This is a genomic window from Mangrovimonas futianensis (assembly GCF_021245805.1).
GTDB classification, from domain to species: domain Bacteria; phylum Bacteroidota; class Bacteroidia; order Flavobacteriales; family Flavobacteriaceae; genus Mangrovimonas; species Mangrovimonas futianensis.
In genome coordinates this window covers 160,540-175,387 of the sequence record NZ_JAJJNF010000001.1, presented here as the reverse complement: position 1 = coordinate 175,387, position 14,848 = coordinate 160,540, and the positions used below count along the sequence as shown (strand labels likewise).

Below are 14,848 nucleotides of genomic sequence, written 5' to 3'. Positions count from 1 at the left end.
GAGTTACAAAAATAAGAAATTTAAAGCGGTTAGAAAGGATAATTTATACCAATATTATAAACCGCATTTTGAAAGTTGTAATCTTTAAACCATCTGTTATTAGTTGATAAAGATGGATCATACGTTTTGAATCCAATATCAAATCTGGCAACAACAAACCCAAAATCATATCTGATTCCAAAACCAGAACCAACAGCTACATCTTTTAACGATTTTAATCCATCAAAAGTAGCCCGATCATCTTCTACATTGTCAAGAGCATTCCAAATATTACCAACATCTACAAATAGGGCGGCATTGATTCCTTCATATACATTAAATCGATATTCTGCACTAAAAGCGAGTTTTAAATTGGCTTCATTAAATTCTTCATTGGAATCCAAACTTCCTGGGCCCAAGCTATAGGCTGTCCAAGCTCTGTTGTCATTGGTTCCTCCTGCATAAAAACTTTTGGAAAAAGGTATGCTATTAGAGTTTCCGTAGGGAACTGCAATTCCAGCAAATGTCCTAATTGCAAAAACCTTTCTTCTTCCAATTTCCCAGTGTTTTATAAAATCCAACTCTACTTTGGCATATTGTGAATAGGGGACATTGAATATTTCATAGCGCCCATTGGAATTTTTCTTTAAATCGGCCAATCTGGAAATTAATGAAAATGTATTTCCTGCCAGTTCCAATTTGTATCTAAAGATTGTGAACGTTTCATCATACAAGGTTTCCTTAGTGTTTTTTACGTAATTAAAACTGGTGGAAAATATCAGGTTGTTTTCCGTTAGTCTTATTTTTCTTTCATTAATGGCAGAAACTGTTTGGTAATCATTATCATTAGGTGTAAGTGAAGTGTTTCCGCTTAAGACATCATTTATAAAGGCATCTGTTTGATTGGGATATTCAAGGTCTTCACCATTATTGTAGTTTAGATTATTGGAGACGTCATTTAGGCTTTCATAGGAGTTGGTGTAAACCCCAAAATAATTGTCTGGGTTTAAATTTCTAACGTACTGGACATTGTATAAGTCAAAAAGGTTGGTTACAATGTTCCTTGGAAACCATTTATAACTTAACGCACTTGTAAAAGTTTGTTTATCTAAACCGATGTTTGTTTGACTTGAACTAGCAATACTGAATCGGGTACTGGGGAACATAGATTTTGGTATCAGGTTCTCAGTATTGATAGGGAAAAACAATCTAGGAATGGTTAAATTTAAATTGGCCCCTACTTCTGTAATATCAAAAAAGCGATCCTCATCATTAGCAGCATCCTTGGAAGATCCAATAGACCCAAATGCGCTAAATTCTAAGGTTTCGGCACCACCAAAGACATTTCTCATAACCAACCCGGGACTAAAGGAAAGTCCAATGGTTTGAATGTTACTTTGAGAGACCTCAGCACTTAAGTTAAGTCCGAATTTTTTCTTTGGAGTAAGGTATATATTAGTGGTGATCGTTGTATCTGGATTCTCAATGTATTCGATGTTTGGATACTTGAAAGTACGCAACTCTGTTAAATGGCGATAGGTATTAGAGCGGTCTTTATCACGATAAACCATACCTGGGGTAATAAAAATGGCATTGGTTAGGGCCCGTGGTCTAAACCTCATTTTTTCATAACTATAGAGGTTTATTCCGTTGTAGGTTGCTGAATCTTTTGGTTGATTATTTTGATGTTCAAACTGAAAGTCGGTGTAAATGTTTACTTCTTTTATTTTATAAGATTGAAACGGAATTCTATAAACAGAGTCCTGTTTCCTTACCTGTCTGCTTGATATCTGTACTTCTACATTAACATTTTTATTAGTGTTAACGGTATCCATCTCAAAAAACACATAGTCTTCACCAAAATGATAAATACCAGAGTTCCTCATTTGTTCGGTTATTCGACGTTTCTCTTCTTCAAAATAAGCAGTTCTGTAACGTCTACCTTTTTTGATGTAAGATTTGTTCAATTGCATTTGAAACAGGGAATCTACTACAGGAGATTGAATTTTACTTGAAATGGAGTCGATGATATAGGGCTCTTTGGTATTTACATAATATTCTACCGAAGCTTTTTTGTCTTCTTGTTTTTTAGTTTCGCTGGAAACTTCAACATCAAACCAGCCATTATTAAAATAATAAGCCATTAATTGGTTTTCAGATTTAACTGTTTTATCATCATTCACCAAAATGGGAGCTTGCCCCGTAGTTTTCAACCATTCGTTGAAACCATGTCTAAATTGAAGGTAGTTTTGATGTTGCTTTTTAGAAAGAACACTTTCCCAAAATTCCCTTCGCCCTGGATTAGCGTCCAAACGAGAATTTAAAATAGAATCAATGTTGGGTCGGGCTAAATTGTAAATGTATAGCCTAATGGGTAGGCCTAAAGCGCTTCTGTTTTTTTTCTGATATAACAGGCTATTGATTCTTTCGGAAGTTTCCTTTTTTTCGTTAACAAAAATGGTGTTTTTGGTAAGTAGATGTTCACCTTCGGGAACTCTCTTTACAGAATTACAGGAAAATAATAGACCCGCAATTAAAAGAATTAATGCTATTTTTGAAGAATTAAGTTTCAAATACAAATAAATTAGTCTGTAAAGAATAGAGTTGAGGTTTTAAATTCCCGTTCAAACTCAAAAATACATTATTTCCTAAGATTACATATTTAATTATTGGTTGAATGTTATCCAAAAATCAAATAAAGTTAGTAGCCAGTTTAAAACAAAAAAAATACAGGAATCAGCATGGGCTATTTGTGGCTGAAGGAATCAAAACAATTGAAGAGTTGCTGGCTTCCCAAATTAAGCTTTATCATTTATTTACAACAGAAAGTTTTCAATTGGACTCTCAAAAGGAGACATTGATTACAAACCATGAATTAAAGAAAATTAGTTATTTAACGACGCCCAACAAGGCGTTGGCTTTATTTGAAATCCCTAAAGTATTACCTCTGGATAAATCACAATTAATTGTGGCGGTAGATGAAGTTCGTGATCCCGGGAATTTGGGAACGATTATCAGGTTGTGTGATTGGTTTGGAATAGAGCATTTAGTATGCTCAACTGGTACAGTGGACTGTTTTAATCCAAAGGTGATTCAGGCTACTATGGGTTCTATTATAAGGGTAAATATCCATTATTTGGATTTACCTCATTTACTGTCTGATTTTGATTATCCAATATTTGGAGCTTTTATGGATGGTGAAAATGTTTATTCAAAAGCGTTACCCAATCAGGGGCTTGTAATAATGGGTAATGAAGCTAATGGTATTTCCAAGGAGGTTGAAAAATTTGTAACCGATAGAATATCCATTCCTAGATTTGGTAAATTACAGGAAACAGAAAGCCTTAATGTGGCCACAGCGACAGCCATTCTTTTAAGTGAGTTTAAAAGGAATTCTACTGAAACGTAAAATTGATAAAAACCCCTCTGGTTTTCATGGTTTCAATGTTTCCAGTCCACGGGCTGTTAGGGTCATTGTCTCTAACAACTTCATCATTGATGGCGAATACGCCTCTTATGGAAGGGGTGAATTTAAAGTAGTATAGATAGAAATCGATTCCAAAACCTAATTCATAAAAATACATGCTTTTTTTGCTTCGGAACTTACCGTTGTAATTGTCGTCAGGGTTCTTCTCGTTACTAGAAAGGTTTAGTGCTGTGGATACCCCGCCTACCACAAACGGCTTGAAATTATTAAGTCTTTTGGTAGAGAACTTTATTAACAAAGGCACGTGAATGTAGGTGGATTTTATCTCCCGCTCTAAATCAGATGGTCTGAAATCTTCAAAACCTTGAAAATAACTTTCATCATATTGAAGAGTTCTAGTCGTCATATAAAGTCCAGGCTCTAGTCGTAAATCCATGTAGTCGTTAATACGCATGTTACCAACCAATCCCACATTGAATCCTGTGCTTTTTTTAACTAAAATATCTTTTTTGTCTTCCTTGTAGTCAAAGTTAAAGTCATAACTATTAAAGCCTATGAAGTAACCATAGCTTAAAAATTTCTTGTCAAAATTTTCATCATTCAGAACTTTTTCCTTGCTGAATAATTGTGCTGAAGCAAATTGATAGCAACCTATGAATACTAGTAGAAAAAAGAAGTTTCTCATAAAATTTATTTCGATGACGTATAAATGGTAGCCACTCCCATAGTCTGTGGCAAATCGTTCACATCTATAAACCCAATTTTACGTAAAATATTGTTTAAAACCTCGCCATAAGGAAAAACCGAAGCTGAATCACTCAAATAGCGATAGGCACTACGATCTTTGGAAAATACTTTTCCTATCAGTGGCATGATGTTATTGGTGTAAAGTTTATACCCTTGTTTAAATGGTGTTTTTGTGGGAACTGAAGTTTCTAAAATAACAAAAATACCTCCTGGTTTCAGTACACGAAATATTTCTGCAAGTCCCTTTTCCAAATTCTCAAAATTTCTCACACCAAAAGCTACAGTTATGGCATCAAAGGTGTCGTTTTCAAAAGGTAAATTTTCAGAATCACCTAGAACCAATTTAATTTTATTGTCAAGCTGCTTTTGAGTCACCTTTTTTCTTCCTACTTCCAACATGCCCTCACTAATATCCAATCCAACAATGTCTTTGGCTTGAGTGGAGGAGGCCAATTGGATGGCTAAATCTCCGGTTCCGGTGGCAATATCCAAAATGGAGTTTGGTTGCGTTTTATCTACCAAGGCTACCACTTTTTTTCTCCATGATACATCTATACCAAATGAGATCACACGATTCAAGCCATCATACTCCTTTGAGATATTATCAAACATTTTTGTAACCTGCTCCTTTTTACCAAGTTCGCTGTCTTTATATGGGGTCACTTTACTCACAATGAAAAATTTTGCCAAATATAATCTTTTATGAGGGCATTTATAGTTTGTTGCCCAATAATTATATATAACCGTAATTTTATCAATCAATCTATTTTACAGTATATTTGCCTTAGTGTAACTAATGGCTACTACATGAAAATAATTATTGCTGGAGCTGGTGAAGTTGGATTTCATTTAGCAAAATTATTGTCTTACGAATCACAGGAAATCACTCTTATTGATACCAACAAGGAGAGTTTGATATATGCCGAGAACCACTTGGATATCAAAGTGATTAAAGGAGATGCAACCTCTATTTCTATATTAAAAGACGCCCGAGTTAATGATGCCGATTTGCTAATTGCTGTAACTTCCTCAGAGGCAACTAATTTGGCTTTATGTGTGTTGGCGAAACAATTGGGAGCGGGCAGAACTATTGCAAGAATTTCCAATACTGAATTTTTGAAGTATAAAGATGAAATTGGTTTTGATGCTTTGGGTATTGATGAATTGATTTCTCCAGAATCCCTTGCTGCGGCAGAGATTGAATTGTTGTTAAATCAAACGGCATTTAGCGATACATACTCTTTTGATGATGGTGCCCTTACCATGGTAGCACTCACATTGTCAAAAAACACCACCTTTATAGGTAAAACAGTTAAACAAGCGGCAGAAACATTTTCCGAAATACATTTTGTTCCAATTGCTATCCAACGTACGGGTACGCAATTTACAATTATTCCAAGAGGGGATACCGAATTCAAAGAGAATGATAATGTGGTTTTTATCACTGCTGAAACGGGAGCTGATGAATTGTGTAGGTTAACGGGAAAAACCAATACCGAAATCAGGAATATTATGATTTTGGGTGGAAGTAAAATTGGTTTTAAAACAGCCAGAGATCTTGGTTTGTCATATCCCAATGTCAAATTAATTGAAAAGGACAAGGATAAAGCTTTTGACCTGGCAGATCAATTACCAAAAGTATTGGTCATTAATGGTGATGGTAGAAATTTTGATTTGTTGGAAGAAGAAAGTTTGACAGATATGGATGCTTTTATTGCAGTTACTGGAAATTCTGAAACTAACATTATGTCTTGTTTAGTGGCCAAGTCCAAGGGAGTATCAAAAACTATTGCCCTGGTGGAAAATATGGATTATTTTGAGCTATCCCATTCCATTGGAATTGATACCTTGATCAATAAAAAATTATTGGCGGCTAACACCATTTTTAGATATATTAGAAAAGGGGAGGTAGTTGCTATGACCAAGCTTAACAATATGAATGCGGAGCTTTTGGAATTCAATGTAAAACCAACCTCCAAAATATGCAACAAACTTATAAAGAATATAGATTTTCCAAGATCGGCAATTATTGGTGGAATCGTAAGAGATGGTGAAGGTATTATTGCATTGGGAGATTTTCAAATAAGGGAAGCCGATAAGGTCGTGGTTTGTTGTATGCCAAAAGCTATCAAACAGGTTGAGAAATTATTCTTATAATTCCATTAAGTGAAATTAAACTATAAAATCATTTTACATCTTTTGGGCTTACTGTTAGTTTTTAACGGTGGGTTTATGTTGTTGTCTGCACTTATTAGTTTGATTTATCAAGATGGCGTTACTTTCGATTTATTGATTTCAGGAGCTGTCGCTGTATTACTGGGTCTGCTGGCCATGTATAATACAAAGGACCATTCTAAGGAAATGAATAAAAGAGAGGGGTATGTGGTGGTGACTTTTGGATGGATTATCATGACATTGTCTGGAACACTTCCTTATATGATTTCTGGAGCTATTCCAAGTTTTACTGATGCGTTTTTTGAAACCATGTCTGGTTATACGACAACGGGAGCCTCGATACTCAATGATATAGAGATTGTTCCTGAAGGGGTTTTGTTCTGGAGAAGTTTAACCCATTGGATTGGGGGAATGGGAATTATTGTATTGGCAGTAGCAATTCTACCGCTTCTAGGAATAGGAGGAATGCAAATGTTTGCAGCTGAAGCTCCAGGACCAAGTGCGGATAAGTTGCATCCCAGAATAACGGATACAGCAAAAAGACTATGGCTTATATATTTTGGATACACAGCAGCCGAAACAATTCTATTGAAAGTTGCTGGGATGTCTTTTTTTGATGCCATTAACCATTCCTTATGCACGCTTTCTACAGGCGGGTTCTCAACTAAAAATGCAAGTGTGGCTTATTGGAATGATCAGCCTATTATACAGTATATCATCATGTTCTTCATGTTTTTGGCTGGTACCAACTTTGTGTTGAGCTATTTTGCTTTTAAAGGCAAGGTTCAAAAGGTTATTCAGGATGAAGAGTTTAAACTATATTTCAAGTTCATAGCCATTTTCACCTTAATTTCTGCAATAATTATTTACTTCAAGGCAGATATCAATCAATCTACTATTTATCACCCCATGGTTTGGGGACGGGCTGAAAGTTCGGTTAGACATGCTTTATTTCAGGTGCTTTCGGTAATTACAACCACAGGGTTTGTTACTGCGGATTATACGGCTTGGACACCCTTTTTGGTGGTATTTTTCTTTGGGTTGATGTTTTTAGGTGGATCTGCAGGAAGTACATCTGGGGGAGTCAAAGTTGTTAGACACCTTATTCTTATCAAAAATGGCTTTTTAGAATTTAAACGAACCTTACACCCTAGTGCTGTAGTTCCCGTTCGTTATAATATCAGGGCGGTTACAGGAGGTATTGTTTTTAATATCCAAGGTTTTTTTATTCTCTATATGCTTTCATTTATAGTGGGGGCATTGGTGTTCTCCATGTTTAATATTGACTTTAAATCGGCTATTGGTTTGGCTGCATCCAGTTTGGGTAATGTGGGTCCGGCCTTGGGAGATTTTGGTCCAGTTAACAATTATGGCGGATTGCCACCCTTAGGTAAATGGTGGGCTTCATTTTTAATGCTTATTGGTCGTTTGGAGTTGTTTACGGTTTTGATTCTTTTGACACCATTCTTTTGGACCAAGAAATAAAGTTTGTAACATTTTTCTTATAGTTGCTACTTATATATTAAAGTTACTTTTCGTTTAAAGATCCTTAACTGATATCCTGGTCAGCTGATCACTCACCAATATCTTTTATTTTTCCATACTTGACGTTTGATAACGCCAAGTGGTGTATGATTAACTTGTCTAACTTTTAAAATCTGTAATTATGGGATTTGGTGGTGGAGCTCAAGCTATGATAACTATTCTCAAAAACAATGAGAAGATGAAGGCTCAGAGATCAAGGTCTAAAGGCCTTTCAGGTAGTTATGAAAACATTAAATTAAATTTAGATTACCCAAAAGCAACACCTAAAATGCTTCGGGATATTCGGGAACAAAAAATTCAAGTTAGAAAAAGAACACTTTTTAATCAGTTCTTATTAGTATGTTGCATTCTTGTAGTCCTATCTATTATGATCTATTTTATGTTCTAAAAAAAGAAAGCCACCCATTGGGTGGCTTATTATAATTCGTTACAATTTCAATAATTATGATAGCGCTTCTTTTATGCGCTTAACAGCTTCAATAATTTGTTCGGTGGAAGCAGCATAAGAAATTCTGATACAATTGGAGTTTCCAAAAGCTTCACCAGTAACTGTAGCGACGTTTGCTTCTTCTAAAAGATACATGGCAAAATCGGAGGCCGTGTTGATGGTTTTTCCTCTAAAAGTTTTTCCAAAAAAGGCTGAAACATTGGGGAACACATAAAAGGCTCCTTCAGGAACATTGCATTGGAATCCTTCAATGTCACCTAAAAGTTTTAAAATTAAATCACGACGTTCTTTAAATTCCTCAACCATGAATTGGATTCTTTCTGGAGATTCAGTCAATGCCGTAATAGCAGCTCTTTGTGCAATACAGTTGGTTCCAGAAGTTATTTGTCCTTGCATTTTGGTACATGCCTTGGCAATCCATTCTGGGGCACCGATGTATCCAATACGCCAACCCGTCATAGCAAAAGCTTTTGCCAAACCATTAACGGTAATGGTGCGATCGTACATATTTGGAATAGCAGCAAAACTAAAGTTTTTGGCACCATAACTAATATGCTCATAAATCTCATCAGACAAAATATAGATATCTGGATATTTTTCTAAAACTTTAGCCAACGCTCTATATTCTTCTTCAGAATAAATAGTCCCACTTGGGTTGTTTGGCGAATTGAAGAAAATCATTTTGGTCTTTGGAGAAATGGCGGCTTCCAATTGCTCAGGAGTGATTTTAAAATCATTTTCAATGGAAGAAGGAATCTCTTTATAAGTGGCTTCACATAGGGTTGCAATGGCTGAATAGCTTACCCAATATGGAGCAGGTAATAATACTTCATCACCTGGGTTCAATAACACTTGAGCTACATTGGCAATAGATTGTTTAGCCCCAGTAGAAACCACTATTTGATTTGGTTTATAATCTAAGCCGTTGTCTCGTTTAAACTTAAGACATACCGCTTCCTTTAAATCCACATATCCATCAACTGGAGAATATGAATTGTAATTGTCATTCACTGCTTGTATAGCAGCTTCCTTAATGAAGTCAGGAGTGTTAAAATCTGGTTCTCCCAAACTTAATCCTATAATATCTTTTCCTTCGGCTCTAAGCTCTCTTGCTTTTGCCGCCATAGCCAAGGTTGCAGAACTTGGCAAACTTTTGATTCTGTCAGACAGTTGGTCCATCGCCATAAAAAATTATGCTTGTAAGGCAGGTTTCATTCCCATTTCTCTTAAGTATCTGAAATGAGCGATTACTGCTTTTCTGGTTGTTTTATATTCGTTATACGGTAAATTGAATTCTTTTGCAGTTTCTCTAACTATCTTAGAGATTTTTGAATAGTGAACATGGCTTATATTTGGAAATATATGATGCTCCACTTGGTGGTTTAAACCACCGGTAAACCAGTTGACAATTCTGTTTTTGGTGGAAAAATTAACGGTTGTATTTAATTGGTGAATGGCCCAAGTATTCTTCATTGTACCATCTTTTTCAGGTAATGGCATTTCTGCTTCTTCCATGACATGAGCCAATTGGAAAATCACGCTCAAAATCAATCCTGCCGTGTAGTGCATAACGAAGAAACCAAGAAGGATTTTCCACCATGTCACATGATCCATGATAATAAGGGGCAATACAATCCAAACACTTACATAGATAAGTTTTGAGATTACCAATTTACTCCAATTCCAAACCGGATTTGGAAATTTCCCATATGATAATTTACGTTTCATGTAACGTTTCATTTGCTGCCAGTCGGTCGTTATTGCCCAATTAATGGTAAGTAGACCGTAAAGTAAAATGGAATAAAAATGTTGGAATCTATGGTACCAACGCCATTCAGCATGTTTTGAAAATCTAAGAATCCTTCCGGCTTCCAAATCTTCATCATGACCATGAATATTGGTATACGTATGATGCAACACATTATGTTGCACTTTCCAATTATAAACGTTACCTGCTAAGATGTAAATGCTGCTACCCATTAAACGGTTAACCCATTCTTTCTTCGAGTAGGAGCCATGGTTTCCATCATGCATCACATTCATGCCAACTCCGGCCATTCCAATTCCCATGACAATGGTCAAAAGTAATTGAGCCCAACCCGGCATGTCCAAAGTGAGTAGTATAAAATAAGGGGCTAAAAACAAAGAAAACATGACAATGGTTTTTACCCAAAGTTTCCAATTTCCTGTTCTTTTAATGTCATTTTCTTTGAAATAGGTGTTAACTCTCTTATTTAATGTTCTAAAAAAGTTAGCTGAATCTGTTCTCGAAAATGATAAAGTTTTGTTCGTCATCGTTCAAATATTTTCATAAATTGTTACATGCTTACCTGACACTATAACGTGCCAAAGATACATATAATGTGAACCTATCCTTAAAAAGTTTTCATAAAAATATGCACAATAATTTACCTACTTTTGTCGAAAATTTAGAGTATGGACCTAATCCTTAAATATTTTCCTGATCTAACGGAAGACCAAATTAATAAATTTCGAAAGCTTGAGGAATTGTACCAAGATTGGAATTTGAAAATCAATGTAGTCTCTAGAAAAGACATTGATGAACTTTATTTAAGACATGTTTTACATTCTTTGGCTATTGCCAAGTTTATCCAATTTAAGGATGATACAAGAATTATGGATGTAGGGACAGGAGGAGGATTTCCAGGGATTCCATTGGCTATTATGTTTCCAAATTGCCAGTTTCATCTGGTTGACAGTATTGCTAAAAAGTTGAAAGTGGTCAATGAGGTTGTTGAAGGATTGGGACTTACAAACGTGAAAACCACACATACTCGGGTTGAGGAAATCAATGAGACTTATGATTTTATTGTCAGCAGAGCGGTGGCGGCAATGCCAACCTTTGTAAGATGGATAAATGGGAAAGTGGCTAAAAAGAGTCTCCATGAAATAAAAAATGGGGTGATTTATCTTAAAGGAGGTGATTTGGCAGATGAACTGGAGAATTTTTCTACAGCACAAATATTTGAGTTGAACCAATATTTTGATGAAGACTTTTTTGAAACCAAAAAAATAGTCCACCTTCCCATTAAATTCAAAGGATAAGTCTTACTTAACAATCAGTTTGGATTGGAAAATGCCATTCTGTTGCGTTTTGATATTAAGAACATAAAGGCCAGAAGTCAATCGCAAAGGGATTTGGGTTTTAAATGATAAATCCATGTGTTGTTGATATACCGTTTTACCAGTTAAATCTACAATGGATATTTCGGCATCATTCAACTGATGACTTGAAATTATCGAAAGGGATTCGGAAATTGGATTTTTTTCAAGTCTTATGCTGATGTTATTCTGCAATGCATCTTCACTCGTCAAGGTTTCATTAAATATTTCATTGAGAGCAAATGCTGCATTTCCATTAGTCAAAGTCACATGAGGTTCATTATTTGAAGGAATATAAGTGTTGTCAAATGGGGAGTTGTCTAAATTGGGTGTATTATACCAGTTCAAATCGGAAATTGCCAAAGAACTTAAGGTTGGGATAAAATTGAAATATTGCGTGTTTAGGTTAGCAACAAATTCGGCGATTAAAGGGTTACTGCCATTATCAAAAGAATACATGTTAAATTGTCCTCCAGGAGCACTATCTAAACCATCCGAGAATGAAGTAGCTTCTGAATCTGCTGAAAAGGTATAAACGTCCTGCCATCCCCAAAAGTTAACCTGACCAATAAAATGGTTTACCTCTATGGATTGATTCGACAAAGGAGTAAAATGTAATGTGATGATAGCTTGCGTATCAAGGCCGCCAACCTGTCCCGTATCGAAGGTGTGATTTAATAATTCCATTCCTGGTATTCCGGTCATCATGCCAGTGCCACTTCCGTTAGAGATAGCCACGTTTCTGACATCTTCAGGAAATCCCATGGCATCGAGTTCTGATTGGAAAGTATCTCTAAAGTTTGGTGCGCCAATGGGTAAAGTTTGATTTGGATCTTGTTCATAACTGGAACCGGATTGCAAATGACCTAAGTAATGGTCAATCAACATTTGTTTTGCGGCTGCACTATTCAATAAATTATTAACAAAAGGTTCGGCCTCAGTAAGTGAAGGATCTCCATTCACCATATAGTTGAAAAGATATTGGATGCCAATAGGAACATTTGCTCCTAAATGGGGAGTGTCAAAAGAAATAAACAAACGTGTGTCATGATCCATACTATTTTGCTCCATGTATCTCAGAGCATAGCGGGAAATTAATCCACCCATGCTTGGGCCAACAACCACATTCTCTTCAGTACCCGTTTTCATCCCATTAATAGTATTAATGAGCTCCACCAATATAAAGGCATTCCTTTGGATAAAATCGGCACCGCCATCTATAATGGTAGTTCCATCTGTAGAACTCGTGTATATGGGGAAATTTAAAACTACAATATCAAACCCTTGATCTCTAACGTCATCTCCCAAGTTTTCGCCATTACCATAGTCAAGTAGAGGGTAGATAAGCGAAATGTCTCGATCATCACCAGGATCAAATCCATCTACCACAAAAATGGGTTTGTCCAGGACGCCGTCCACATTGTCGTAATAGATTTTATATTCTCCAGTTCCCAATTGGGGCATGGGTTCATCATAACCTTGGTATGGAATGGTTGAATTGATAGTTGAAATGGCACTCTCGCCACCAGGTTGGGCGAAATTGTATATAGGAAAAAGTAATAGTAGAAAGAGGTAATATTGTTTCATAAGTAAGTTTTTTCAATAATTGACTTCTTAAAGATAAACTTTTTACTAATAATTTACTTGAATACAGGTGTTTAAGAAATAAAAAAACCTTGAAGATTACTTCAAGGTTTTTTCTTTTTATTTGATTTTAGATTATCCTAAAAATGGATATCTATAATCTGTTGGAGTTACAAATGTTTCTTTAATAAGTCTAGGTGATACCCATCTTAATAAGTTTTGTGCACTTCCAGCTTTATCATTAGTTCCTGAAGCTCTTGCTCCACCAAATGGTTGTTGTCCAACAACAGCTCCTGTAGGTTTGTCATTGATATAGAAGTTACCAGCACTATTTTCAAGTGCTCTTGTAGCTTCATTAATAGCATACCTGTCTGTTGCTAAAACGGCTCCAGTTAAGGCGTATTCACTAGTTTCATCAAGTAATTGAAGAGTTTCAGAGTATTTGTCAGCTTCGTAAACATATATGGTGATGACAGGGCCAAACAATTCGGTACACATAGTTGTGTATTTCGGATTAGTGGTCAAAATAACCGTAGGCTCAATAAAGTAACCTTTAGATTTGTCATATCCACCTCCAACAATAATTTCAGCATCATCATCAGCTTTAGCTTGGTCGATATATTTGGCCAATTTATCAAAAGAGCCTTCATGGATGACAGCTGTTATGAAATTACCCATATCTTCTGGAGATCCCATTTTAAAGGAATTGACGTCTTCAATAACATAGTTTTTCACATCTTCCCAAAGGTTGTCTGGAATGTATGCTCTTGAAGCAGCGCTACATTTTTGTCCCTGCAATTCAAAGGCACCTCTTGAAATAGCGGTCGCTACTTGTTTTGCATTGGCGGATTTATGAGCGATAATAAAATCTTTACCACCAGTTTCGCCTACAATTCTAGGGTAGGTTTTGTAATTGTGGATGTTATTACCAATTTGTTTCCACAGTTCCTTAAAAATAAAAGTAGAACCTGTAAAATGCAATCCAGAAAAATCTGGGTGCGATAAAATGGTGTCCGAAATCATAACTGGATCTCCAAAAACAACATTAATGACACCATCTGGAACTCCTGCTTCTTTGAAAACATCCATGACAACTTTTGCTGAAAAGACTTGGCTGTCACTTGGTTTCCATACAACCACGTTGCCCATTAAAGCCATACATGAAGGTAGGTTTCCGGCAATTGCAGTAAAATTAAATGGTGTTACAGCATAAGTAAAACCTTCAAGAGGTCTATATTCCACACGGTTCCATGCATCTGATGTGCTTTCAGGTTGCTCTGCATAAATGTCAGTCATGTATTGCACATTGAAACGGAGGAAATCAATTAATTCGCAAGCAGCATCTATTTCGGCTTGATGAATGGTTTTGGATTGAGCAATCATGGTGGCGGCATTAATTCTAGCCCTGTAAGGGCCAGCAATTAATTCTGCAGCTTTTAAAAAGATACCTGCTCGCTGTTCCCATGGCATTTGAGACCAAGATTTTCTAGCTTCTAAAGCTGTTGAGATTGCTTCTTCTACATGTTTTTTTTCTGCTAAGTGATAGGTTCCTACACTATGTTTATGGTCATGTGGAGGAGACATGGTTCTGGTATTTCCTGTGGAAACATCCTGACCATTGATATAAAGAGGGACATCAATTTGACCATTGAACATCTCTTTGTATGCTTTCAAAACCTCTTCCCTTTCTGGAGAACCTGGAGCATATGATTTGACCGGTTCATTTACAGCAATTGGGACATTGAAAAATGCGTTCGCCATAGATTTTATGATTTTATGGTGTTACTAAATTTTGGAGTACAAAGGTATGTTTTTTATGT

The 14,848-nt window shown here is 36.0% G+C and carries 11 protein-coding genes; 4 read left to right on the top strand and 7 right to left on the bottom strand.

Features of this window, described 5'->3' with window-relative positions; all coding sequences use genetic code 11:
* Positions 1 to 29: 29 nt before the first annotated feature.
* Positions 30 to 2,552 (bottom strand): translocation and assembly module lipoprotein TamL, encoded by a 2,523-nt coding sequence (gene tamL / locus LOK78_RS00850; protein ID WP_232633162.1) that lies wholly within the window; start codon positions 2,550 to 2,552, stop codon positions 30 to 32.
* A 104-nt stretch (positions 2,553 to 2,656) separates the two neighbouring features.
* On the opposite strand from tamL, the gene LOK78_RS00845 reads away from it, so the two are divergent.
* Positions 2,657 to 3,388 (top strand): RNA methyltransferase, encoded by a 732-nt coding sequence (locus tag LOK78_RS00845; protein WP_232633161.1) that lies wholly within the window; start codon positions 2,657 to 2,659, stop codon positions 3,386 to 3,388.
* Here LOK78_RS00845 and porT read toward each other — a convergent pair.
* Both porT and ubiE read right to left on the bottom strand, forming a co-directional pair.
* Entirely contained in the window at positions 3,375 to 4,091 is a 717-nt protein-coding gene (porT, locus tag LOK78_RS00840) for a type IX secretion/gliding motility protein PorT/SprT (RefSeq protein ID WP_232633160.1), read from the bottom strand. The genes LOK78_RS00845 and porT overlap by 14 nt on opposite strands.
* Positions 4,092 to 4,096: 5 nt before the next feature.
* Entirely contained in the window at positions 4,097 to 4,828 is a 732-nt protein-coding gene (ubiE, locus tag LOK78_RS00835) for a bifunctional demethylmenaquinone methyltransferase/2-methoxy-6-polyprenyl-1,4-benzoquinol methylase UbiE (RefSeq protein WP_232633500.1), read from the bottom strand.
* A gap of 132 nt (positions 4,829 to 4,960) precedes the next feature.
* Here ubiE and trkA point away from each other — a divergent pair, with 132 nt between their 5' ends.
* Complete coding sequence (gene trkA / locus LOK78_RS00830) at positions 4,961 to 6,310, top strand: Trk system potassium transporter TrkA (RefSeq protein WP_232633159.1); 1,350 nt, start codon at positions 4,961 to 4,963, stop codon at positions 6,308 to 6,310.
* Between the two features lie 9 nt (positions 6,311 to 6,319).
* A complete protein-coding gene (locus LOK78_RS00825) occupies positions 6,320 to 7,813 on the top strand; it encodes a TrkH family potassium uptake protein (RefSeq protein ID WP_232633158.1) in 1,494 nt (497 codons plus the stop codon).
* A gap of 502 nt (positions 7,814 to 8,315) precedes the next feature.
* On the opposite strand, the gene LOK78_RS00820 is transcribed toward LOK78_RS00825, so the two are convergent.
* On the bottom strand, positions 8,316 to 9,500 hold the full coding sequence (locus LOK78_RS00820; RefSeq protein ID WP_232633157.1) for a pyridoxal phosphate-dependent aminotransferase: 1,185 nt from the start codon (positions 9,498 to 9,500) through the stop codon (positions 8,316 to 8,318).
* A 12-nt stretch (positions 9,501 to 9,512) separates the two neighbouring features.
* On the bottom strand, positions 9,513 to 10,616 hold the full coding sequence (locus LOK78_RS00815; RefSeq protein ID WP_053971390.1) for a fatty acid desaturase family protein: 1,104 nt from the start codon (positions 10,614 to 10,616) through the stop codon (positions 9,513 to 9,515).
* Between the two features lie 141 nt (positions 10,617 to 10,757).
* Between LOK78_RS00815 and rsmG the strand changes: the two genes are divergently transcribed.
* Complete coding sequence (rsmG, locus tag LOK78_RS00810; RefSeq protein WP_232633156.1) at positions 10,758 to 11,387, top strand: 16S rRNA (guanine(527)-N(7))-methyltransferase RsmG; 630 nt, start codon at positions 10,758 to 10,760, stop codon at positions 11,385 to 11,387.
* A 3-nt stretch (positions 11,388 to 11,390) separates the two neighbouring features.
* Here rsmG and LOK78_RS00805 read toward each other — a convergent pair whose 3' ends face one another.
* Both LOK78_RS00805 and pruA read right to left on the bottom strand, forming a co-directional pair.
* Positions 11,391 to 13,031, bottom strand: coding sequence for a T9SS type A sorting domain-containing protein (locus LOK78_RS00805; RefSeq protein ID WP_232633155.1), 1,641 nt, complete (start codon positions 13,029 to 13,031; stop codon positions 11,391 to 11,393).
* Between the two features lie 132 nt (positions 13,032 to 13,163).
* Positions 13,164 to 14,789, bottom strand: coding sequence for an L-glutamate gamma-semialdehyde dehydrogenase (gene pruA / locus LOK78_RS00800; RefSeq protein WP_166957508.1), 1,626 nt, complete (start codon positions 14,787 to 14,789; stop codon positions 13,164 to 13,166).
* Positions 14,790 to 14,848 lie beyond the last annotated feature (59 nt).

Excerpts from the sequence above, each read along its gene's own strand:
- rsmG (WP_232633156.1), top strand. The coding sequence starts at position 10,758 with ATGGACCTAATCCTTAAATATTTTCCTGATCTAACGGAAGACCAAATT.
- LOK78_RS00815 (WP_053971390.1), bottom strand. The coding sequence starts at position 10,616 with ATGACGAACAAAACTTTATCATTTTCGAGAACAGATTCAGCTAACTTT.
- LOK78_RS00820 (WP_232633157.1), bottom strand. The coding sequence starts at position 9,500 with ATGGACCAACTGTCTGACAGAATCAAAAGTTTGCCAAGTTCTGCAACC.
- porT (WP_232633160.1), bottom strand. The coding sequence starts at position 4,091 with ATGAGAAACTTCTTTTTTCTACTAGTATTCATAGGTTGCTATCAATTT.
- pruA (WP_166957508.1), bottom strand. The coding sequence starts at position 14,789 with ATGGCGAACGCATTTTTCAATGTCCCAATTGCTGTAAATGAACCGGTC.
- trkA (WP_232633159.1), top strand. The coding sequence starts at position 4,961 with ATGAAAATAATTATTGCTGGAGCTGGTGAAGTTGGATTTCATTTAGCA.
- LOK78_RS00845 (WP_232633161.1), top strand. The coding sequence starts at position 2,657 with ATGTTATCCAAAAATCAAATAAAGTTAGTAGCCAGTTTAAAACAAAAA.
- LOK78_RS00805 (WP_232633155.1), bottom strand. The coding sequence starts at position 13,031 with ATGAAACAATATTACCTCTTTCTACTATTACTTTTTCCTATATACAAT.